This is a genomic window from Parendozoicomonas verongulae (genome assembly GCF_009711465.1).
Taxonomy (GTDB): domain Bacteria; phylum Pseudomonadota; class Gammaproteobacteria; order Pseudomonadales; family Endozoicomonadaceae; genus Sansalvadorimonas; species Sansalvadorimonas verongulae.
The window spans coordinates 22,509-42,421 of the sequence record NZ_SMME01000861.1; the positions used below are offsets into that span (position 1 = coordinate 22,509).

21 protein-coding genes are annotated in these 19,913 nt (G+C 50.3%); 11 read left to right on the forward strand and 10 right to left on the reverse strand.

All coding sequences use genetic code 11. From position 1 onward, the window contains the following. Positions 1-456: 456 nt before the first annotated feature. Positions 457-1,053, reverse strand: a complete 597-nt coding sequence (locus E1189_RS17510) for an NADPH-dependent FMN reductase (RefSeq protein WP_155162006.1) — start codon at positions 1,051-1,053, stop codon at positions 457-459. 108 nt (positions 1,054-1,161) lie between these two features. On the opposite strand from E1189_RS17510, the gene E1189_RS17515 reads away from it, so the two are divergent. Next, positions 1,162-2,451: an MFS transporter gene (locus E1189_RS17515; protein ID WP_155162008.1), complete on the forward strand. Its 1,290-nt coding sequence runs from the start codon at positions 1,162-1,164 to the stop codon at positions 2,449-2,451. Here E1189_RS17515 and E1189_RS17520 read toward each other — a convergent pair. Together E1189_RS17520 and E1189_RS17525 are read right to left on the reverse strand one after the other, a co-directional pair. After that, positions 2,366-3,688 carry a sensor histidine kinase gene (locus E1189_RS17520; protein WP_196221501.1) on the reverse strand — a complete coding sequence of 441 codons (1,323 nt, stop codon included), beginning with the start codon at positions 3,686-3,688 and terminating at the stop codon, positions 2,366-2,368. The genes E1189_RS17515 and E1189_RS17520 overlap by 86 nt on opposite strands. Beyond that, positions 3,685-4,368, reverse strand: a complete 684-nt coding sequence (locus E1189_RS17525) for a response regulator transcription factor (RefSeq protein ID WP_155162012.1) — start codon at positions 4,366-4,368, stop codon at positions 3,685-3,687. The genes E1189_RS17520 and E1189_RS17525 overlap by 4 nt, the downstream gene beginning before the upstream one ends. A 182-nt stretch (positions 4,369-4,550) precedes the next feature. On the opposite strand from E1189_RS17525, the gene E1189_RS17530 reads away from it, so the two are divergent. Both E1189_RS17530 and E1189_RS17535 read left to right on the forward strand, forming a co-directional pair. Beyond that, entirely contained in the window at positions 4,551-6,269 is a 1,719-nt protein-coding gene (locus E1189_RS17530; protein ID WP_155162014.1) for a proline--tRNA ligase, read from the forward strand. A 125-nt stretch (positions 6,270-6,394) separates the two neighbouring features. Then, a complete protein-coding gene (locus tag E1189_RS17535) occupies positions 6,395-6,877 on the forward strand; it encodes a lytic transglycosylase domain-containing protein (protein ID WP_155162015.1) in 483 nt (160 codons plus the stop codon). A gap of 73 nt (positions 6,878-6,950) precedes the next feature. On the opposite strand, the gene E1189_RS17540 is transcribed toward E1189_RS17535, so the two are convergent. The 3 genes from E1189_RS17540 to E1189_RS17550 are packed head-to-tail and all read right to left on the reverse strand — an operon-like array spanning position 6,951 to position 8,988. Further along, positions 6,951-7,223 carry an acylphosphatase gene (locus E1189_RS17540; protein WP_155162017.1) on the reverse strand — a complete coding sequence of 91 codons (273 nt, stop codon included), beginning with the start codon at positions 7,221-7,223 and terminating at the stop codon, positions 6,951-6,953. A gap of 32 nt (positions 7,224-7,255) precedes the next feature. After that, positions 7,256-7,723, reverse strand: a complete 468-nt coding sequence (locus E1189_RS17545; RefSeq protein ID WP_155162019.1) for a TlpA family protein disulfide reductase — start codon at positions 7,721-7,723, stop codon at positions 7,256-7,258. Beyond that, on the reverse strand, positions 7,720-8,988 hold the full coding sequence (locus E1189_RS17550; protein ID WP_155162022.1) for a YihY family inner membrane protein: 1,269 nt from the start codon (positions 8,986-8,988) through the stop codon (positions 7,720-7,722). The genes E1189_RS17545 and E1189_RS17550 overlap by 4 nt, the downstream gene beginning before the upstream one ends. Positions 8,989-9,064: 76 nt before the next feature. On the opposite strand from E1189_RS17550, the gene arsC reads away from it, so the two are divergent. Genes arsC through E1189_RS17565 form a run of 3 tightly spaced genes read left to right on the forward strand, consistent with a single transcriptional unit; the run spans position 9,065 to position 10,394 of the window. Continuing rightward, positions 9,065-9,415 carry an arsenate reductase (glutaredoxin) gene (gene arsC, locus E1189_RS17555; RefSeq protein WP_155162024.1) on the forward strand — a complete coding sequence of 117 codons (351 nt, stop codon included), beginning with the start codon at positions 9,065-9,067 and terminating at the stop codon, positions 9,413-9,415. Continuing rightward, positions 9,415-10,020 carry an NAD(P)H:quinone oxidoreductase gene (gene wrbA, locus E1189_RS17560; protein ID WP_155162026.1) on the forward strand — a complete coding sequence of 202 codons (606 nt, stop codon included), beginning with the start codon at positions 9,415-9,417 and terminating at the stop codon, positions 10,018-10,020. Before arsC ends, wrbA begins: the two co-directional genes overlap by 1 nt. A gap of 5 nt (positions 10,021-10,025) precedes the next feature. Further along, on the forward strand, positions 10,026-10,394 hold the full coding sequence (locus tag E1189_RS17565; RefSeq protein WP_155162028.1) for a DUF2069 domain-containing protein: 369 nt from the start codon (positions 10,026-10,028) through the stop codon (positions 10,392-10,394). A gap of 62 nt (positions 10,395-10,456) precedes the next feature. On the opposite strand, the gene E1189_RS17570 is transcribed toward E1189_RS17565, so the two are convergent. The 4 genes from E1189_RS17570 to E1189_RS17585 form a co-directional block, all read right to left on the reverse strand. Continuing rightward, positions 10,457-11,848: a hypothetical protein gene (locus E1189_RS17570; RefSeq protein ID WP_155162030.1), complete on the reverse strand. Its 1,392-nt coding sequence runs from the start codon at positions 11,846-11,848 to the stop codon at positions 10,457-10,459. Between the two features lie 142 nt (positions 11,849-11,990). Continuing rightward, a complete protein-coding gene (gene hda, locus E1189_RS17575) occupies positions 11,991-12,698 on the reverse strand; it encodes a DnaA inactivator Hda (RefSeq protein WP_155162032.1) in 708 nt (235 codons plus the stop codon). A gap of 42 nt (positions 12,699-12,740) precedes the next feature. Then, positions 12,741-13,847: an AI-2E family transporter gene (locus E1189_RS17580; protein WP_230460494.1), complete on the reverse strand. Its 1,107-nt coding sequence runs from the start codon at positions 13,845-13,847 to the stop codon at positions 12,741-12,743. A gap of 30 nt (positions 13,848-13,877) precedes the next feature. Further along, positions 13,878-14,957, reverse strand: coding sequence for a DUF2066 domain-containing protein (locus tag E1189_RS17585; RefSeq protein ID WP_196221502.1), 1,080 nt, complete (start codon positions 14,955-14,957; stop codon positions 13,878-13,880). Positions 14,958-15,257: 300 nt separating this feature from the next. On the opposite strand from E1189_RS17585, the gene purM reads away from it, so the two are divergent. The 5 genes from purM to uhpC all read left to right on the forward strand — a co-directional run bounded on the left by purM (position 15,258) and on the right by uhpC (position 19,881). Continuing rightward, a complete protein-coding gene (purM, locus tag E1189_RS17590) occupies positions 15,258-16,316 on the forward strand; it encodes a phosphoribosylformylglycinamidine cyclo-ligase (protein WP_155162037.1) in 1,059 nt (352 codons plus the stop codon). Positions 16,317-16,334: 18 nt separating this feature from the next. Next, complete coding sequence (gene purN, locus E1189_RS17595; protein WP_230460495.1) at positions 16,335-17,036, forward strand: phosphoribosylglycinamide formyltransferase; 702 nt, start codon at positions 16,335-16,337, stop codon at positions 17,034-17,036. Between the two features lie 5 nt (positions 17,037-17,041). Further along, positions 17,042-17,827: a DUF3108 domain-containing protein gene (locus tag E1189_RS17600; RefSeq protein ID WP_196221503.1), complete on the forward strand. Its 786-nt coding sequence runs from the start codon at positions 17,042-17,044 to the stop codon at positions 17,825-17,827. Positions 17,828-17,890: 63 nt separating this feature from the next. Then, the gene (gene gloA, locus E1189_RS17605; protein WP_230460496.1) at positions 17,891-18,298 is read left to right on the forward strand and encodes a lactoylglutathione lyase; all 408 of its coding nucleotides are present in this window, start codon (positions 17,891-17,893) and stop codon (positions 18,296-18,298) included. A 266-nt stretch (positions 18,299-18,564) separates the two neighbouring features. Further along, positions 18,565-19,881 carry an MFS transporter family glucose-6-phosphate receptor UhpC gene (gene uhpC, locus E1189_RS17610; RefSeq protein WP_155162044.1) on the forward strand — a complete coding sequence of 439 codons (1,317 nt, stop codon included), beginning with the start codon at positions 18,565-18,567 and terminating at the stop codon, positions 19,879-19,881. Positions 19,882-19,913: the final 32 nt, after the last annotated feature.

Consider the following 19,913-nt stretch of genomic DNA (forward strand, 5'->3'; position numbering starts at 1 on the left):
TCTGCAGGTGTTAAGCATGCCACTAATGCTCTAACTATTAACTTTGTGAACGGAGTATCCTTCCCGGCACACCTCAACAGGATGTATCGTCCTTCCTGTATGCTTGCAGAGTTTTCGGGGGGGGAGGCTTTGGCTGCTTCCCTTGAGGTTTTAGTGGCCACTAACCTATCACTGGCTGTTTTCTCTTCCGATACAGCCTTTTCAGAAACAGGACCTTCAACCTGAGCAGAGGCGGATAACAAAGAGTCCTTCTCAACCGGCACCTCTTCGACATTTATACCGGTTGTTTTTTTTACTTTCACGTCACAGGAGCCAGTAGCACTAAGGCTTCCCTGGCTCCCATGAAATAACGGCTTGGTCACACTCTCCATACGTTCCCCACTCCTGCTGTCATAGACGTTAATGGGGAATCAGACATACAAAGACTTAGATTAGTTCTTCAGATTGTTATCACTTTTAGGACATACCGTTAGGAAAATCTTCCATTCGTTCAAGGGCATGGGGGCGAATAGTTGACAGCGCAAGATCGTAATCCAGAAGGTCTTTCAGAACAAAATCAATACGGTTACGGTAGTAATTATCTGACTTCCCCATGGGGCTAACGCCTTCCAGAACATTCCCCACACTGCGAATAATCAAATGCTCGGGGAGATAGCAAATACGACAGTTTTTATAACTGGAACCCCGCAATTCTGAGATCACAAACGCACCGCCCTGCCCGGCAGACACAGCACAGAGCAATACAGGTTTGTGAGCAAACTGATCGGCACCAAACCAGGTGAGCAGATTTTTGATCGCCGGTGGCGCCATACCATTCCACTCAGGTACAACAAAAACAAAGGACGTTGCATGATTCAGCTGATCCCGAATTGTATTGATAAGGCTTTTATCCGGCGCAGGCTCTCCACTCCATAGGGGAAGAACGGTTTTCCCCAAATCCAGAACCGAGGCATTGGCTCCCAGATTTTCTACCTGATGGTTGATGTAGTCAGCGACTTTACGGCTTTGGGAGGCTTTCTGCTGGCTGGCAGCAATAACCAGAACCTGATGCATGGAGGTATCTCTTTTTTATTTTTTGGGTTAGTGAAAAGAAATATACCCAATTTCCGCTAATGTGTAGACCTCATTTTGATAAAAAACCACAGGGAAACCAGACAACCCATGTGTCATTCCCAGTCCAGTTACCCCAGCTATCGATGGATCATGCTGATCGTAATGATGGCACTGACTGTTGCCATTGAAATGCAGTGGCTGACCCATGCTGCGGTTGCCCGCCCGGCAGAGGCTTTCTACAGCCACCAGATTGAACACCACAGCTGGCTTAGCATTGATAACCTGGCACTGACTTATATGATTATGTACGTCGTACTGGCTTTGCCGGCGTCCTGGGTCATTGCACGCCATGGTTTAAAGTACGGTTTGCAGATAGGGGCGTTGATGACAGGTGCGTTCAGCCTGCTTAAAGGCTTTTGCGGCGAGAATCTGACTATCGTTACCATAGCGCAACTGGGGCTGGCAGCTGCCCAGCCGTTTATTCTCAATGCCGTTACCACCCTCACCGACCAATGGTTTCCTGTGAAAGAGCGAGCCATGACTGCCGGGCTAACAGTTTTTGCACAGTTTGTCGGCATTCTGCTGGCAGTGGTGGTAACACCTATGATGGTGGTTACCAACCCTGCCGATGTTAATTATGGCCAAGGTCTGTCTTCGGCCTTAATGCTCTATGGCATGATTTCGGGGATAACTGCGGTATTTGCTCTCCTGCTTGTGCGCCACCCACCAGCTTTCGCAGACACCAGAATCCCCCCAAAAACGCTCTTTGCACCTGACGCTCTTGTCACTCTGCTTAAAAACCACGATATGCAGATTGGGCTGTTTCTGTTCATGGTAGGTTTGGGAATATTTAACGCTATAGGCTCATTGACTGATGCCATCAGTGCCAGTTTAAACATTGAGGACTCCGACGGTCTTATCGCAACTATGATGTTGCTGGGAGGAATGTTGGGGTCTGTGATTCTCCCTGTCTGTTCCGATGTTTTTCAACGCCGAAAGAGCATACTTATTATCTGCGTGGTGGGTATGCTACCCGGGTTAGCGGGGCTGGCTTTTGCCGGTGATCTCTCGCCATCTCCCGATACCGTTTATGTTATCGCTTTATGTTCAACGACCATTCTGGGTTTTTTTGTTCTGGGATCAGGGCCTGTTGGGTTTCAATATATTGCTGAAGTGACCCGCCCTGTGCCAGAGGCCTTTTCACAGGGTTTGGTTTTGTTAGCAGGGCAGATATCCGGAATGTTTCTGGTGGTGTCCATGACCATAAACAACCACCAGTGGCTTTCATTTCTGCTACAGGCCTTTGTAGGGGTTACCCTTGTGTGTCTGGGTGCTGTTTTGGCCCTGCGAGAATCTCCGGTGGTAATGACGGCTTATCACGACGAGAACCAAAGATAACCTCGGCGGCACAACCTGTCCCGGATGCATTATTTGTCAGCGAAAAATCCCAGCCATACTTTCGGCAAATATCATTCACAATCAACAGTCCAAGGCCAAAGCCCTGATGACCGTCTGGCTGTTTGTCCAGCCCACACCCACTGTCGATAATACACAGGCTTTGGCTCTCTGTGACTATCCGCACCTCACCTTCCTGAGTGCAGGCCATGGCGTTACGTATCAGATTCGAAAGCAGAATGCGCACCACAGCTTCAGGTGCATATACGGAAGCAGTCTTATGAATTGAAACATTAACCTCCACCGCTTTACCCCGGAGCAGTTGACGGTGGTCGTCAATAATTTGATCCAGAAAAGAATGATCCACCTCCAGTGCCGTTTTCAGGGATTCTTTCTCTTCCCGCGCCAGGTTCAGCAAGGTATCAATCACATCATTCATAGCTGTGGCTGCATTGAGCAGGCGCCTTTTCTGTCGCTGGATAAACTCGGGCTCGGAAGACACATCCAGCAAGGCACCCACGCCACGAATAACCGTTAAGGGTGTGCGAAACTCATGGCTGGCATAACGGGTAAAAGAACGCTCACGTTCAATCAGCTCTCCAAGCCTGCTGCGGTAGGCATTCAGACTGTTGGCCAGTTGATGGACTTCCAGCGTCGCCCTTACCGGCAAACTCAGGGGTGAGAGATCATCGGTCTGAGACTCTCTTAAACGCCTCTCCAGAATAGACAGTGGTAATGTCAGGTGTTTGGCAAGATAAAGTACAGCCATGGCAGCCATAGTAAATAGCAATACAGACAAGATCATGTAGCGCCCGGTCCATAGATAACGCTGGGGGGTTGAGTTTTCCAGGCGCACAATATCCATCACGATATACACTGTATGTCCTGATAAGTGCGGATCAGGCAGAGCGTATACCATATACTCCGTGACATTTTCCTCAATCTCAAACTCATCAATGCCCAGCCACTCAGGAGGCAATAGACTCCTTAAGGGTTCTGGCACCTTATCCAGCCCGAGGTAAGCATTAGTCAGCTGATCAACAGAAATTATACCATCGTCGTCTTCTTCAAAATCGTCCAGTGACAGCTTCCCATAGAGCTCCATCCTGTTGGTTAGCACGCGATCTTCTGTTTCCAGAACCATGTCATAAAACAGAACCATCTGAATCAGGATAATGATCGCAGATAAGGTTGTGAACGTCAGTGCAATTCTAGAGCGAAAGGTTTGGGGGTAATTCATGGTTCCTGAGTGCCACATTCCAGACGATAACCAACCGTCGGTACCGTTTTTACCATGGCTACAGGAAATGGCTTATCGACCTGGGTGCGAAGCTGATAAATATGGTTGCGCAACACGTCACCATCAGGGGGATTATCCTTCCATAGTTCATAGATAATTTCGTCCCGGCTCACAGCTGCAGGGGCTTTACTGATAAGCAGTTTCAGAATGCGGAAACCGGTTGGGTTCAAATTCAAGGTTTGGCCATTGCGGGTCACGATACGGCTTTCCATATTAAGGGAGAGCTCGCCAAAGGATAAATCATTCTGAAAACCTTCTGGCTTACTGCGGCGTACCAGTGCTTCTATGCGTGCTTCGAGAATATTGAGATCGAAGGGTTTCACCACATAGTCATCCGCACCATGAGCAAAGCCTGTGAGTGTATCGTCTTTAGTATCCCGTGCCGTAAGCATCAGCACCGGTGTTTTCACGCCTTGTTCTCGCAAAGTGCGACATACACTGTAACCATCCATGCCCGGCAACATAACATCGAGCAAAATCAGGTCATATAGATTCTCTGTTCCAAGGTTTAACCCCTGGCGGCCATCTGCCGCATAATCCAGCTCATGCCCCAACGCTTCAAAATAATCGAATACCACGCCAGCGATATCCCGGCTATCTTCGATAAGTAGCAGTCTCATTCCCATACTCCGTACAACTAACGCAGACCATTCCCTAAGGAGTGTGAAACAAATGTCCACAGGAAGAACATGCGTATGAATCCTGTTACCAGATGTTCCGTCTTCCTAAATTTCCCTTTGCCAATAGCGCTGTGCCCCTTAGAATATCAGGTTTCTGAATATTAACGGCACAGCTGATTTCCATGCGCACCAGCCAATATTACCTCCCTACTCTCAAAGAGACTCCAGCCGACGCAGTTGTTGTCAGCCACCAGCTGATGCTTCGTGCAGGTATGATTCGCAAACTGGCTTCCGGCCTTTACACCTGGCTGCCCGCAGGTAAGCGTGTATTGAACAAAGTGGAACGTATTGTTCGCGAAGAGATGGACCGCTCCGGTGCACTCGAAAGCTGGATGCCAGTCAGTGCTCCTGCTGAACTGTGGCAAGAAAGCGGCCGCTGGGATGACTATGGCCCCGAACTGCTGCGCTTCCAGGATCGTCATAACCGCGACTTCGTGATGGGCCCAACCCATGAAGAAGTCGTGACCGACATGATTCGTGACGAGCTGACCAGCTACAAGCAGTTACCTTTGAACCTGTATCAGATCCAGACCAAGTTCCGTGACGAGATCCGTCCCCGCTTTGGTCTGATGCGCTCCCGTGAATTTCTTATGAAGGATGCTTACTCCTTCCACGTAACTCAGGAATGTCTGGCGAACGAATACGAGAACATGCACAGCACTTACTGCCGCATCTTTGATCGTCTGGGCCTGGACTACCGTCCTGTAGAAGCTGACACCGGTTCTATTGGTGGTACAGCGTCCCACGAATTCCACGTGCTGGCAGATTCCGGTGAAGACGATATCGCCTTCAGTGACAGCAGTGATTACGCCGCCAACATCGAGAAAGCTGAAGCGCTGGCACCTGCCGGTGAGCGTCCTGCGCCATCCGCTGAGATGAAACGCGTACCTACACCAAATGCCAAAACTATCGCCGAGCTGGTTGAGCAGTTTGACCTGAACATCGAACAGACGGTGAAAACCCTGATCGTAAAAGCTGCTGAAGAATCGGAGCACGAGCTGATCGCACTGATGGTTCGCGGCGATCATGAACTGAACGAAATCAAAGCCGAACATCTGCCGGAAGTTGCTGAGCCTCTGGAAATGGCATCTGATGCAGAAGTGAAAGCTACCATCGGTGCAGGCTTTGGCTCTCTGGGCCCTGTTGGCCTGACCATTCCCTGCATCATTGACCACACCGTTGCCAAAATGGCTGACTTTGGCGCAGGTGCCAACGTAGATGGCGAGCACCTGTTCAACATCAACTGGGAGCGTGACGCCACTTACACCCGCGTTGAAGATATCCGCAATGTGGTGGAAGGCGATCCAAGCCCTTGTGGTAATGGCACCCTGTTTATCAAGCGCGGCATTGAGGTGGGCCACATCTTCCAGCTGGGTAAGAAGTACAGCGAAGCGATGAAGGCGACTGTGCTGGATCAGAGCGGTAAAGACGCCACTCTACTCATGGGTTGCTACGGTATCGGCGTAAGCCGTGTGGTTGCCTCTGCAATCGAACAGAACCACGATGATCGTGGCATTATCTGGCCTGACGCCATTGCACCTTTCCAGATTGCTCTGGTGCCTCTGAAGATTGAGAAGTCTGAAGCTGTCCGCGAGACCACCGAGAAGCTCTACAAAGAGCTGACGGAAGCCGGTTACGACGTGATCATGGACGACCGTAAGGCCAGCCCGGGCGTAAAGTTTGCTGATATGGAACTGGTGGGTATTCCTCATCGTGTAGTTATCAGTGATCGCGGTCTGAAGGAAGGCACTCTGGAATACAAGAACCGTCGTGAAGGTGAGAACGTTGCTATTGCTATAGACGACGTTGTGACGGAATTGAAAAACAGGGTCAGTCTCTGATTTCGGGCTTTACCCAACTACTCCGGCAGGCGCTGCGTCTAAAAGCACAAAGCCTGTCGGCACTTTTTGCGCTCTTTTTCTTATCTCCCCTCCTTTTTGCCAACACTCCACCTGTTGATGATGAGATGCGTGCGTATCTTGAACAAACTATTTCCCAGGCCGACAGCTTTGATGATGTTTATGCTGCCGAGGTATGGCTGGTCGATATGTCTTTGCGGCTGGAGCGTTTTATTCGCAATCCTGAAGATCGATTAAAACTTTTGAAAGTTGTGCACCGGGAGTCAAGCCGGGTTGGTTTGCAGCCTGAACTCATACTTGCGGTGATCCATACAGAGAGTACCTTTAACAGGTTCGCAGTGTCGTCTGCTGGCGCACAGGGGCTCATGCAGATTATGCCGTTCTGGCGCAGGGAGCTGGGGCGCGAAGATGATAATCTGATTGAGTTGGAAACCAATATTCGCTACGGCACAACGATTCTCAGTTATTATCTGAAACGGGAAAAGGGCAACCTTTCCCGCGCCCTTGCCCGTTATAACGGAAGCCTTGGGAAAACCTGGTACCCGGAGCGGGTTATGACGCGCTGGGAGCGGTTTTGGGTCGTGAATTGATGCAGGATGTTGAGTACGCCTCACCTGAGTTCACGGCTGTGATTTGGGTTACTCTGCTAACATCGAAGTAACTTCAACCAGTTGTGAAAGTATTTGGCTCATCGCCGTCTACATCATCAATGAAAACTTTATCAACAATGGCCAATGGCGGGCCTTCCCAAAGCCAGTCACTGAGTGTGGTGACATCTTTCTCTTCACCAAACATCATCACTTCCACACTGCCGTCCGGGCAGTTGTTCGCCCACCCGGTAACGCGCAATTGCTGTGCCCTTTGTTTGGTTGAGGCACGAAACCAGACACCTTGTACCTTCCCCTCGACTCGGGCTTTTCTGCAGATTTTTGCCATTGGTTTCCTCTACAGGTTTGCTGACTTTTCGTTTACTGCGCCTGGAGTTTAGCGATGTGCTGCTCCAGCCTTTCTTTGGTTTGCGGGCCTAATAAGCGATCCTGCATTACACCGTCACTATTTAGAATATATGTTGCTGGCAGTACTGGGGGGCGTTCCAGTTTCAACATGCCGACTTTATCCGCAGCAACCACAGGGAACTCAATATCCAGCATGGCGATTTTTAAGGCCAGCTCTGTGCGGGACTCTGTACCATCAAAATCGACTCCCCACACCTGAATGCCGTTATCGGCTTTGCCCAGTTCATTGAGATCTGGCACCTCTTCACGGCAAGGGTCACACCAGATAGCCCAGTAGTTCACCACCAGCCAGTCCCCTTGTTTATTTTCCAGAGTAAGTGGGTTCCCCCGAAAATCCGCCAACTCCGGCTCTTTACTGCAACCTGTTACGAACACCACACAACTTAACAGAACGCTGAGGACGTAAGGCTTTAGTTTCATATGGTCTGATTCCCCCTTCCGTTATGCGCATCAGAAAAAACAGTATCCAGTGCACCGGCCAGTGCCTTATCTTTTGCCTGATTCACATCCCTTAGAGAATTCACCACAGATTCAAACCAGCCGGGATAGTCCGCCAGATTGATGCGGTTCAACTCTTTACTCGAAGGTTGGGGCCACGGGCTATCACTCATAATCGATGCAAGAGAGAGGGTTTGAAAACTGTGTGCCGGTGTCAGGGCGCCCTGACTGTTACGCCCCAGCACACCTTGCCCTGTTAACCAGGACGTCACCTGCTCCCAGTGCTTCTGGCCTATCGGCCAGCCCTCTCCCTGAACCTGTTCCAACATCGTGGTTTCCCCTTTTGCGAATTGGTTATGGAAGACGGAAAGAATAGCTACCATTGCCAGATTTGGGGAAAACTCTCCACGCTCCAGGCTCCGGGGTTCACCCAGCGAATGCACAAGCTCTGCTCCCAGAAGCACCAATAGCCAGCTCAGGTAAATCCACAAAAGAAATACCGGTACAGCCGCAAACGCGCCGTAGATAAACTCGTAGGTGGGAGAAAGGGTTAGCAGCAAGGCAAAACCAGATTTCGCCAGTTCAAACAGCAATGCCGTTGTCACTCCACCGACAAGTGCGAAGCGGAACTGCACCCTGCGGTTGGGAACGGTGAGATACAACAGTGTGAAAGCCAGTGCACTCATAAAGAGTGGCATCATGCGTAGAAGCACACCCTTCACTCCCAGCATAGTGGTGGCCTCATGAATGAATTTGACAGTGATGAAATAAGAGCTGGCAGCAAAACCCAAACCAATCAGTAATGGACCGAGGCTGAGTATGGCCCAGTAAAGCAGGAAGCTTGTTACAGCTCGCCGTTCACCCTGAGTATGAAAGATACGGTTAATGGCATGATCTATAGTTCGCAGCATCATGAGTGCCGTACCCAACAGAAAAGCCATACCTATCATGGTCAGGCTGCGTGCCTGGGTAGAGAATGAGGTAAGCCACTGACTGACAACCTCTCCGGAAGAAGGCACAAAGTTGGAGAAAATAAAGCTTTGCAGCTGCTCTCCCATGCCATGGAAAAACGGAAAGGATGACAGCATGCTATAGGTCACCGTCAGCAGTGGCACGATAGCAAACAGGGTAGTGTAGGTAAGCGCTGCTGCGTGGTTAAAGCAACCATCTTCAACAAAGCGTTGCAATGTGGTCAGTAAAACCCTGCGGGTATGGCGGACGTGAATTAACAAATTGTCTGTTTTCATTTTTCATATACCCTTACCCTGCTCCCGGATAGAATACACACACTCTTTTTACTAAAAAACCAAATAAGAGAAGAACATGGCTGCAGTTACTATTTACCATAACCCCCGCTGCTCGAAATCCCGTCAAACGCTTCAGCTTCTGCAGGAAAACGGAGTGGAACCGGAGGTTGTTCTCTATCTGGAAGACACTCCACCTCTAGAAACCCTTGCCAGGATTATCGTAATGCTGGGAGTCTCTGTCCGGGAGTTCATGCGCACAGGGGAGAGCGCCTACAAAGACAACAACCTCAAGGATTCCAGCCTGTCTGATCGGCAGCTGCTTGAAGCCATGGTCGAGCACCCCAAACTGATTCAGCGGCCTGTCGTTCTGGCAAATGGTCAGGCACGCATTGGCCGACCTCCTGAATCTGTACTGGAGATTCTGTAATGTCCAGGCCCTACGTTCTGGTGCTCTATTACAGCCGACATGGGGCTACGAAAGATCTGGCACTGAATATTGCCCGTGGGGTAGAGAGTGCTTCGGGTATGGCGGCACGCATTCGCACTGTACCCCCTGTATCCACCGTATGCGAAGCCACTGAAGACACTATCCCGGCTGAAGGCGCTGTATACTGCACAGAAGACGACCTGCGCCATTGCAGCGGCTTGGTTCTCGGCAGCCCCACACGTTTCGGTAATATGGCTGCACCGCTGAAATATTTTCTTGATGGCACAGCTAACCTGTGGTTTACGGGCGCTCTCATTGATAAGCCTGCTGCGGTATTCACTTCAACAGCCAGCCTTCACGGCGGGCAGGAAAGCACTCTGCTTTCCATGCAACTGCCACTGCTGCACCACGGTATGGTGATCTGTGGTATTCCCTACTCCGAACCCGCTCTGAATAAAACAACAACGGGAGGAACACCCTACGGAGCCAGCCACGTAGCCGGGCAAAATAATTTACCTCTGTCGGATAATGAAAAGGAGCTGTGCGTGGCGCTGGGGAAGCGGGTATCTGCGCTGGCCAAAAAGCTGCTTATAAAAACGGAATAATAACAATGTCTTCTTCGAATACTGATATGGGGCCGAAAGCCACACTTTGCTGGCGCGTATCTATTACCCTGTATGTACTGTTGCTAATCACAATCTCTCTGGATCACTGGCTGATTGCACCGCCTGAGGTTGATTCCCCCTGGCTCATCTGGAGCCTGCGTATGGCACCACTGGTGATGTTTGCCCCTGCACTCTTGTCAAAGCATGGAAGAGGGTTTGCATGGTTCGGGTTTGTGGTGCTTTTCTATTTTACCAGCGGTGTTGTCAGCGGTTGGGCACATCAGAGTTGGATTGGCTGGCTGTTAGCAGCTGAATCTCTGGCTTTGTTTACCAGCACGATTTTTTTTGTGCGGTGGTATTTTCAAGAGAAGTAGAGGTAGTTTGTCCATTAAAAATGGGCGACCCAAAGGCCGCCCATCTTATCAGCTAATAAAAATTACATGCTGGTTTCGTTTTCATCACCGTTCCACTGCTCGTCAAATTCACCTATTGCGCCAAGAACGATCTTCTTAACCTCAGGCATATCATCCCAAAGAGGTGTCAGATCACTGAGGTGCTCATCCAGCTCAGCTTCTTCATTCGCGAGTTCAGCTTCGATCAACCTATCAGAGCCAAATATGGTTTCATAACCGAAGCCGGCGTCCTCAAAGTTTTTCAGATTCTCCCGAGCATCTGCATCCATCAGATACTGAAGCCGCTGATTCAGTTCAGCAAGTACAGTTTCCTGAGCAGGAATCTTCTTTGTCACAAGCGTGCTACGCTCATGGAGACGATCAGAAAGCATACTAAGGCTAGTGATAACGCGGGTAGCCGCTGCCTGAGAACCCTTAAATAAACCGGCAGCCCTGGTGCTTGTCAGGCGTACGACTGCACGTTCAAGCATGCCAATGAATGTTTCCAGCCTGGTTTTTTGCTGATGGAGCTTATCCAACTTTTCCTGCGCTAAGTCCATCTGGTCAAGTGTGCTTTCCAGCTGAGCTTGATATTGGAGGTTGCCAAACCCACGATCCGAAGCCCTTTGCAGCTCTTCCATTTTTTCAATATTGGCAAGCTGACGATCAGTTACAGCTTCATCGTTATACTGCTGTACATAGCGATTACCATCATCGTCAACCTTGTGAACATCAGCCTGCTCTTTAAGAACTTGATTCTTCAGTTCCTGCATAAGTTGCTGGTGCTTGAAGGGATTCACTTCCCCTGCGTCCATAGCATCCTCAATACCTTTACCAAATGCCTCGTCCGTTTTGCTTTCAGCTTGGCGGCCCGCTTCTGCAACCCGATAATGATGCTTGCTGATAGCAATCAGTTCACCGGTTTCAGGGTTTGATGCAAATACGAAATCACTCGGATCACTCACTCCAGGCTGATAACGGTACTTGGCCTTCACTGTATCTTTTAGCTCTTGATGAACCTGGCGATAAAACTCAGGGCTACGATCTTGCGAGGCCTCTTTCAAGGTTCCTTTTTGGGTCTTTTTACTATCAGGATGAAGTGGGTTGAGAGTCGGCATATAATGCCACCCCTTCCGGGCGTTTTCCCAGGCTTTAAACGACTCCTGGGACGGGGCGGGAGGTGGCTCATGGCTCTTCTGGAAAGCACTTTGCACCATCTCTTTAAAAGTTTTATGACGGGAGTCCAGTGATCTATCTGATACCTCTTCCATGCCTTCTGAATCCGCCATTCGGATGGACTCTATCAGGTCAACTTTAGCAACACCTCTGTGGTTATGCAAGTTCTTAGCAATATCAAGACCTTCGCGAACACTGTCCTTAAACGCTTCAACTGCAGTGTACAAGGCTCCGTTTAAACCGCTTGTTACTTTAGCCATGGTGAAACCTCCGTGTGTGTACCATGTATTTCTGACCGGGCATATCCTTGCCCATGACCGTAACAATACGCAGATAGTTCCCGTGCGTCTGTTAGACAAAGGCATGAGACAACACAATAAAAAGCTATGGGCTACAAAAGGCCTACCAGCCCATCACCTCTTTCACAAAGGGAATGCTGAGCTTGCGCTTGGCACGCAGGCTGGCACCATCAAGACGGGCGAGAACATCAAACAGGCTCTGCATAGTGCGAGGGCTGCGATTGAGGATAAAGCGGGCAACATCCTCGTTCAAATCCAGACCACGGAGGTGGGCTCTGAGGCGCAGTGTCATCACCTTATCGTGGTCATCGAGGGGCTGAACCTGAAAAACCAGGCCCCAGGACAGACGGGACACCAGATCAGGAAGGTTGATTTCCAGTTGACGGGGAGGACAGTTAGCAGCCACCAGCAGGCGCTTGCCTCTGTCTCGCAATTCATTAAAGAGGGTGAAAATCGCCTCTTCCCAGTGATAGTTACCGGCGATGGCTTCGATATTGTCCAGACACACCAGATCCAGGGCGTCGTAACCCTCCAGCACACGCGGGGGGTAATCGACCATTTCATCCATGGGAAGATAGGCGGAACGAAACCCCAGACTGTCGGTCTGGTGACAGGCAGCCTGTAACAAATGGCTGCATCCGGCCCCCGAAGGGCCGTATAAATAGAGGAAGGATTCCGGAGTAATGCCATCGGCACACTTTTCCAGGTCCAACATATTCACAAGGGAAGCGTTGGGGCCGGGATAGTAATTGGCGAAGGTGGCGTCATCCCTCAACTGCACACTAAGCGGTAATTGCAACGGTTGACTCATGTATCCGCTATGAATCTACGGTTTTGGCAGGTAACTACCATATCATGACTCGTCACTCGCATGATACAGGTGACTCCCCTTATAGTTGCCATGAAGGTGTACAAGAAGCACCATAATGACGGCTGCAACCGGCAAAGCCAGTAAAATTCCGGTAAAACCAAACAGTTGCCCCCCTGCCATAATGGCAAAAATTACAGCAACCGGATGTAAACCGATCTTGTCGCCTACCAGCAAAGGTGTGAAAACCATGCCTTCCAGCGCCTGACCAATGGTAAACACCAGCACAACACCAGCAATGGGTAACCAGGAATCAAACTGGAACACGGCCATCACCAGCGCCACACCAATACCTACGATAAAGCCCATATAAGGCACAATACTCGCGAGTCCGGCTACCAGGCCAACCAGCAGGGCGAACTGTAAGCCTACAATCCAAAGTCCGACACCATAGGTAATACCCAGTAACAGCATGACCATTAACTGACCTTTCAAAAAAGCAGCAAGCACTTCGTCACACTCTTTTGCAAGAGTCAAAACGGTAGGCGCAAGGTTGCGAGGAATCAAATGCACGACATTCGCCGTCAAACGATCCCAGTCCCGTAAAAGGTAGAATGTTACAACAGGAACAAGAAACAAATTCGCCAGAAAAGCTCCCATGGCTTTTGTTGAGCCACCGATAGCGTCTGTCAGATGCTCCAAAAGATTACTGGCCTGCTGCCATTCACCGGAAAGCTGGGTACTAAGCTCTTTCAGATTGAACATATCCGGGCTGATGTCCACAAACTGCGCCAACCATGGAACAAACACAGTTTGTAGCCAATGCCCGAGCACCGGAAGGAGTTCTATGGCATAACGAATCTGCTTAACGGCACCAGGTACTAAGATCAGCAGTGTCAGGACAAACACAAGAATTACACCCAAAAACACGACACACACGGCAGAGGTGCGTCTCAACCCCAGCCGTTCCAGACGATCAGCAAGAGGGTCACCAAGGTAAGCCAGCACCATGGAAATCAGAAAAGGTGTCAGCACCGGCCCCAGCAAATAAACCAGAACGCCGGCCACAGCAATCAGCCCCAGAATAAAGCTGCGCTGTGGGACAGTCATTATCCCGCTGGAAGACTGAACCACTTCTGAGTTTTCTGTCATCCCTTGGCAACCTCCTTCGTACCAGACAAATTACTTAACCCAGCGATAATCAAAATCAACCAGCCAGTGATTCACCATTCCCTCTTCTTCCGGCTGCTGAGGTTGGGCTGCCACGGCAACGACTGAGAGCGTACGATCAAGTTTTATGGTGGCACTCAACTGCTCCATGGAGCCATCAATAGTCACCTCAAGAAGAACCTGAGAGCCCCTGACTCTTACCGGAATCACCTGCCGAACAGCTGTCAGCCCGTCGAAGTACTGAATCAGGCTGGCATAATCAGATACAGTATCGATACCATCCACGGCAACTCTGACCGGACGCCCTGGTGAACCATCAGCGGCTACAGCGTAATAGCTGGCCATATGGCTGGCAGCGGTTGTCATCAATTTATCGGTCAGATCTTTCGCAGCAATATCTCTGTAGTCGGCACTGATGGCCTGCTGTTGAAACAGCAACAAGGAGCGGGCATTAAAGTAACCCTCACCTCTTACAGATGGCCAGACCCGCACCGCCAGTACCGTGTTCACTCCATAGCGCTGGGAAGCCTGCTGGATAGGATCAATAAACATTCCCCATAAGTCTGATGTCGTCAGTGCAGAGGCATCCTCAAAATCATAAAGAGGATAAATGACTGGTACGCCCCAGCCTTTGGCTGCCGCATCGATACCATTCTTCAGAATGGACTCTCCGGACACCATGTCCCGGCGCCCCCTCTCTTCCTGAGCCATCCACACGAGAACAGGGGGCCGCACCGCACCCCAGATGGGCAGGCCGCTCTGTCTCAGCAGTCCATTCAGAGCTTTTTCATTAAAGCTCACTTGCAGGAAGTAACGCTGATAGGGGTTAGAACGTTCAGACTCTGGTAAATCCCGGTAATTGAACTGGCTCACCAGGCTATCAACCTGCTTGATAATATCCGCCGCTTCAGGAAGAGTGCTGACACTGGCCTTGCCTGTTACACGCTTAAGCACATTTTCCAACCCCAGTTGGAAACCTGCCTCCCGGCTGCTTTCGCTTTGATCAGAAACCGGCACCCGGGCCTCATAGAGGTTACTGACTGATACGCTCTCCGCCAGCACCCGTGTCACCCACAGGTTAGAGATAAGCATGCCCAGGAGGCTCATTAGGGTAAGATGGAGAAGACGACCCCTCCGATTAAGAAACACTGCCATTATCTTTGAAAACCATCCCGCTGATTCTGAAAACAGCCATAAAGAATTCACTCGCGATTCCAGCCGCCATGAATAAATCTGGAGATATTGTGCCACAAGTTAGCTCATGGGTAGGATCATTGACGCAATATTGAAGCAATATCCGTACTGCGATAGCCGAATTCTCTCACGACTGATACAATCCTGCGCCAGCTCATCACCCAAAATCCCACTTTTTTCGTGAGTCAATACTCAAAAATGACCGAGAATAAAGGATCGCTCAGTTACCGTGATGCAGGCGTTGATATCGACGCTGGTAACGCCCTTGTAGACCGTATCAAACACGTAGCAAAACGCACCCGCCGCCCTGAAGTTATGGCTGGCCTTGGAGGATTTGGTGCACTTTGCCAGATTCCCAAGGGTTACAACGAGCCTGTTCTCGTCTCCGGCACCGATGGTGTTGGCACCAAGCTTAAGCTGGCAATGGATCTCAATCGTCACGACACTATTGGCATCGACCTGGTGGCTATGTGCGTGAACGACCTGATTGTGTGTGGCGCCGAACCTCTGTTCTTCCTCGATTATTACGCCACCGGACACCTGAATATAGACGTTGCAGCCAGCGTTGTTGCCGGTATTGGCAGTGGCTGCGAACTGTCCGGCTGCTCTCTGGTTGGTGGTGAAACTGCCGAAATGCCCGGCATGTATCAGGGCGAAGACTACGACCTCGCAGGTTTCTGCGTAGGTGTCGTTGAGAAAGAAGAGATTATCGACGGCAGCAAAGTAAAAGCTGGTGACGCTCTTATCGGTCTCGCCTCCAGCGGTGCCCACTCCAATGGTTACTCCCTGATCCGCAAAATTCTGGAGGTAAACAACATTCCTCTGGAGTCTCTGGCTGAGAAGGAACTCGACGGTAAACCTCTGGCCGATCTGCTGATGGAACCCACCCGCATTTATGTGAAGCCCATGCTGGAGCTGATTGGTAAAGGCGTAGTGAACGCTATGAGCCATATCACTGGCGGCGGCCTGCTGGAAAACATTCCCCGGGTTCTCCCAGAAGGTACAAAAGCAGTGATTGACACCACCAGCTGGGAGATTCCGGCCTTGTTCCGCTGGCTGCAGGAAGGCGGTAATGTAGAGCAGACAGAAATGTACCGCACCCTGAACTGCGGTGTGGGCATGGTAGTCGCTGTTCCTGCCGAGAAGAAGCAGGACGCTATCAAACTGCTGACAGCTGCTGGCGAAACAGCCTGGGAGATCGGCGCTATCGCTGATGCTGCCGAAGGCGAAGAACAGGTGGAACTGGCTGGACTGTAATACGGGACTTTAATAATTTTGCCGACAAATCACTCCCATACAAACCCCAACGACGACCGCCTGCCGGTCGTCGTTCTTATATCTGGCAGCGGCAGTAATCTGCAGGCTCTGATTGATACCCAGAGTGACACAGGCATTCGCATTGCCGCTGTTATCAGTAATAAAAAAGGCGTGCCTGGCCTGAAGCGTGCGTTGCAGGCGGGTATTCCTGCTGAGGTTCTGGATCACAAGAACTTCGACAGCCGTGAACAGTTTGACCAGGCCATGATAAAGCTGATCGACAGTTACAATCCAAAGCTGGTTGTACTGGCAGGCTTTATGCGCATTCTCACGCCGGAATTCACCAGACACTATGCGCAACACCTGCTGAATATCCACCCGTCCCTGCTGCCCAAATACAAAGGTCTCCATACCCATAAAAGAGCTTTGGAAGCGGGCGACAGCGAACACGGTGTTACAGTACACTTTGTTACCAGCGAGCTGGATGGTGGCCCGCCGGTGATTCAGGCCCGTGTACCGGTGCACAGCGATGACACCGAACAGGTTTTACAAAAAAGAGTGCTGGAACAGGAGCACCTTATCTATCCTGTTGCCGTAGGCTGGTTCGCCAGTGGTCGCTTACGCCTTGAAGGCAATCAGGCTCTGTTAGATGGCGCCCCTCTTCCCGCACAAGGTTTTCAACATACCGCTGTATCAACTTTTGACCCACCGTTGGAATGATGAATTTGGCAAATCTGAGTAACTATTGCTTTGCAAAGACGACTCCGCTGCTGGCAGTTTCTCTACTGGCAGGGGGGCTTCTGTTTTCTGGCACCAGTCAGGCCGCCCCTAAACACCCACCTGTACAGTTAGTCCCCTATGAGGCTAACTACAGTGCAACCCTGAGCGGCGTACCCATAAACGGTAAAGCCAAACGCTCCCTGGTACGCAACAGCGACAACACCTGGACCCTCTCATTCAATGCCAGCATGCTGATTTACAATTTTGATGAAGAGTCACACTTCACATTCAACAATGGAAAAATTCAGCCCAAGAAGTACGCTCTGGAAAAAGGTGCGCTGGGAAAAGGTAAATCTGCCAGCGTCGAATTCGACTGGGGCAAGAAGTTCGCCCAAAGTCGTGAGAATGAAAAAAATTGGAAAGTCCCCCTTCAACCCGATGATCTGGACGGCATCAGCTACCAACAGCAATTACAGTACGATGTTTCTGCCGGGCTGAAAGGGCTCAGCTATACAGTGATTGATAAAGGCAAGCGCAACACCTACAGCTTTGTTGTAGATGGTGATGAGATGCTGGAAACTCCTGCTGGCTCCCTGAAAACCGTTCGCCTGAAAATGGTACGGAAAAACAAAAAACGGGAAACCTGGATCTGGCTGGCAAAAGACTGGAATGACCTGCTGGTAAAACTCAAACAGAGTGAGAAGGGCAAAGACTACATCGTCACACTGGCTGATGGCACAGTAAACGGCAAATCTGTGCAAGGAGTGGTCAAACAGGAAAAACCCCAGTAACCCCTAAGGCTACTTTCACATAAAATGCTTAGTATTTCACACGCAAACCCGAGTGAGTCTATCATGCAACTTCTGCACACCATGTTACGTGTTGGCGATCTGGATCGCTCCATTGCTTTTTATACCGACACTCTCGGTATGAAACTGCTACGCAAATCCGTCAACGAAGAGTACAAGTACACCCTCGCATTTGTAGGCTATGGCGACGAATCCGATACTGCGGTTATCGAGCTGACCTATAACTGGGGCACTGAATCCTACGACCACGGAAACGCCTTTGGCCATATCGCCATTGGTGCTGACGATATCTACGAAACCTGCGAAAACATTAAGAAAGCCGGCGGCAATGTTATCCGTGAAGCTGGCCCGGTTAAAGGCGGAAGCACCCACATTGCTTTTGTCGAAGACCCTGACGGCTACAAAGTTGAACTGATTCAGATGAGTCAGGCAGGCCAGGGCCTGGAAGGTTAATTGACAAACCTTAAGTGTCCAGACTCGTACTTCACAGGGGCTGGACACCTAAAACACAAAAGCACTGCGAAGTTGCCATGCTTTTGTGTTCAAATCATACAATCAAATCAACCACCTGCTCTGTGACAGACCGTAACAGCTCGCACCCCAATCGTTATGCTTCTCACTATCACAGGGGCCACACACAATCCGTACATCAAAATAAAAACGAAAACCAGAATTTCAGACTAAGGTATCCCCACGGCTCGGCAAAACGAAAGATAATTATGCGAAGTAGTGAAATACCCACAACTCCTTATTCATGCCAGGGAAGCACCGATCAGACATACAAATACTGGCGCCTCCATGTTTTTCTTGGCATTTATGTTGGCTATGCCGCTTTTTATATCACCCGAAAATCGTTCACCTATGTAACTCCTGCATTGATGCAGGATCTGGGCTTCGATAAAGCCGATATTGGCATCATTGGCAGCCTGTTTTACTTCACTTACGGGGCCAGTAAGTTTATCAGCGGCATTCTGAGCGATCACTCAAACCCCCGCTACTTTATGGCTGCTGGCCTTTTTATTACGGGCGTTCTCAACATCCTTTTTGGCTTCAGCACCTCCCTTGTCACATTTACCGCCATCTGGACCTGCAACGCTTTCTTCCAGGGTTGGGGCTGGCCTCCCTGCGCAAAGATTCTCAACAGCTGGTATTCAAGAACGGAAAGAGGGTTCTGGTGGGGTATCTGGAATACCACCCACAATGTCGGTGGAGCCATAGCGCCCATGCTTCTGGGTTGGCTGGTCATGACTATGGGGTGGCGATTTGGTATGCAGATTGCCGGCTCTCTGGGCATTATTATGACTCTCGTCCTGGTATCCCGAGTGAGGGACAAACCCCAGACCATGGGGCTGCCCAGCGTTGGGGAGTGGCGCAACGACCAGCTGGAAATTGCCCATGAACAGGAGGGTCAGGGGCTTAGTAAAAGAGAGATCCTTTTCCACTACGTTCTCAATAACAAATTACTCTGGCTACTGGCACTGACTTATGTGCTGATTTATATCGTCCGAACCGCTATCAGCGACTGGGGTAACCTTTACATGACGGAAGTGCACGGACACAGCCTGCTGTCTGCAAACTCCGCCCTGTCGGCATCTGAGATTGGTGGGTTCTTTGGCTGTCTGGTGGCTGGGTGGGGATCGGACTGGTGGTTTAAGGGCAATCGCGATGTGATGATCACCATCTTTTCTTGCGGCGTTGCAGCGTCTGTTCTCGGGCTCTGGCTTATTCCAGATGCTGGCTACACTCTCCAGCTGGCACTGTTCTTTATGATTGGCTTCTTTATTTATGGCCCACAAATGCTGATTGGAATGGCGGCTGTGGAGTGCTCACATAAAAATGCAGCAGGAGCATCTAATGGATTTGTAAGTCTGTTTGCTTATGTGGGAGCTGCTCTGTCTGGCTACCCCATTGCAAGAATCATGGAGTTTTATGGCTGGAATGGTTTTTTCACAGCATTAACGGTCAGCGCCACAATGGTTGTTATTCTCCTTATCCCACTGGTGGGTTCAAACAGTCGTTTAAGACCTAATCAATAGGACAAGCTTCAGTTGTTTGCCGAGACTGTTTC

Coding starts and splice junctions, on each gene's coding strand:
- E1189_RS17530 (WP_155162014.1), top strand. CDS start 4,551: ATGCGCACCAGCCAATATTACCTCCCTACTCTCAAAGAGACTCCAGCC.
- hda (WP_155162032.1), bottom strand. CDS start 12,698: ATGAGTCAACCGTTGCAATTACCGCTTAGTGTGCAGTTGAGGGATGAC.
- gloA (WP_230460496.1), top strand. CDS start 17,891: ATGCAACTTCTGCACACCATGTTACGTGTTGGCGATCTGGATCGCTCC.
- E1189_RS17545 (WP_155162019.1), bottom strand. CDS start 7,723: ATGAAACTAAAGCCTTACGTCCTCAGCGTTCTGTTAAGTTGTGTGGTG.
- E1189_RS17525 (WP_155162012.1), bottom strand. CDS start 4,368: ATGAGACTGCTACTTATCGAAGATAGCCGGGATATCGCTGGCGTGGTA.
- wrbA (WP_155162026.1), top strand. CDS start 9,415: ATGTCCAGGCCCTACGTTCTGGTGCTCTATTACAGCCGACATGGGGCT.
- purM (WP_155162037.1), top strand. CDS start 15,258: ATGACCGAGAATAAAGGATCGCTCAGTTACCGTGATGCAGGCGTTGAT.
- E1189_RS17535 (WP_155162015.1), top strand. CDS start 6,395: ATGCGTGCGTATCTTGAACAAACTATTTCCCAGGCCGACAGCTTTGAT.
- E1189_RS17540 (WP_155162017.1), bottom strand. CDS start 7,223: ATGGCAAAAATCTGCAGAAAAGCCCGAGTCGAGGGGAAGGTACAAGGT.
- E1189_RS17515 (WP_155162008.1), top strand. CDS start 1,162: ATGTGTCATTCCCAGTCCAGTTACCCCAGCTATCGATGGATCATGCTG.
- E1189_RS17585 (WP_196221502.1), bottom strand. CDS start 14,957: ATGCTTATCTCTAACCTGTGGGTGACACGGGTGCTGGCGGAGAGCGTA.
- E1189_RS17550 (WP_155162022.1), bottom strand. CDS start 8,988: ATGAAAACAGACAATTTGTTAATTCACGTCCGCCATACCCGCAGGGTT.
- arsC (WP_155162024.1), top strand. CDS start 9,065: ATGGCTGCAGTTACTATTTACCATAACCCCCGCTGCTCGAAATCCCGT.
- uhpC (WP_155162044.1), top strand. CDS start 18,565: ATGCGAAGTAGTGAAATACCCACAACTCCTTATTCATGCCAGGGAAGC.
- E1189_RS17520 (WP_196221501.1), bottom strand. CDS start 3,688: ATGAATTACCCCCAAACCTTTCGCTCTAGAATTGCACTGACGTTCACA.
- E1189_RS17570 (WP_155162030.1), bottom strand. CDS start 11,848: ATGGCTAAAGTAACAAGCGGTTTAAACGGAGCCTTGTACACTGCAGTT.
- E1189_RS17565 (WP_155162028.1), top strand. CDS start 10,026: ATGTCTTCTTCGAATACTGATATGGGGCCGAAAGCCACACTTTGCTGG.
- E1189_RS17510 (WP_155162006.1), bottom strand. CDS start 1,053: ATGCATCAGGTTCTGGTTATTGCTGCCAGCCAGCAGAAAGCCTCCCAA.
- E1189_RS17580 (WP_230460494.1), bottom strand. CDS start 13,847: ATGACAGAAAACTCAGAAGTGGTTCAGTCTTCCAGCGGGATAATGACT.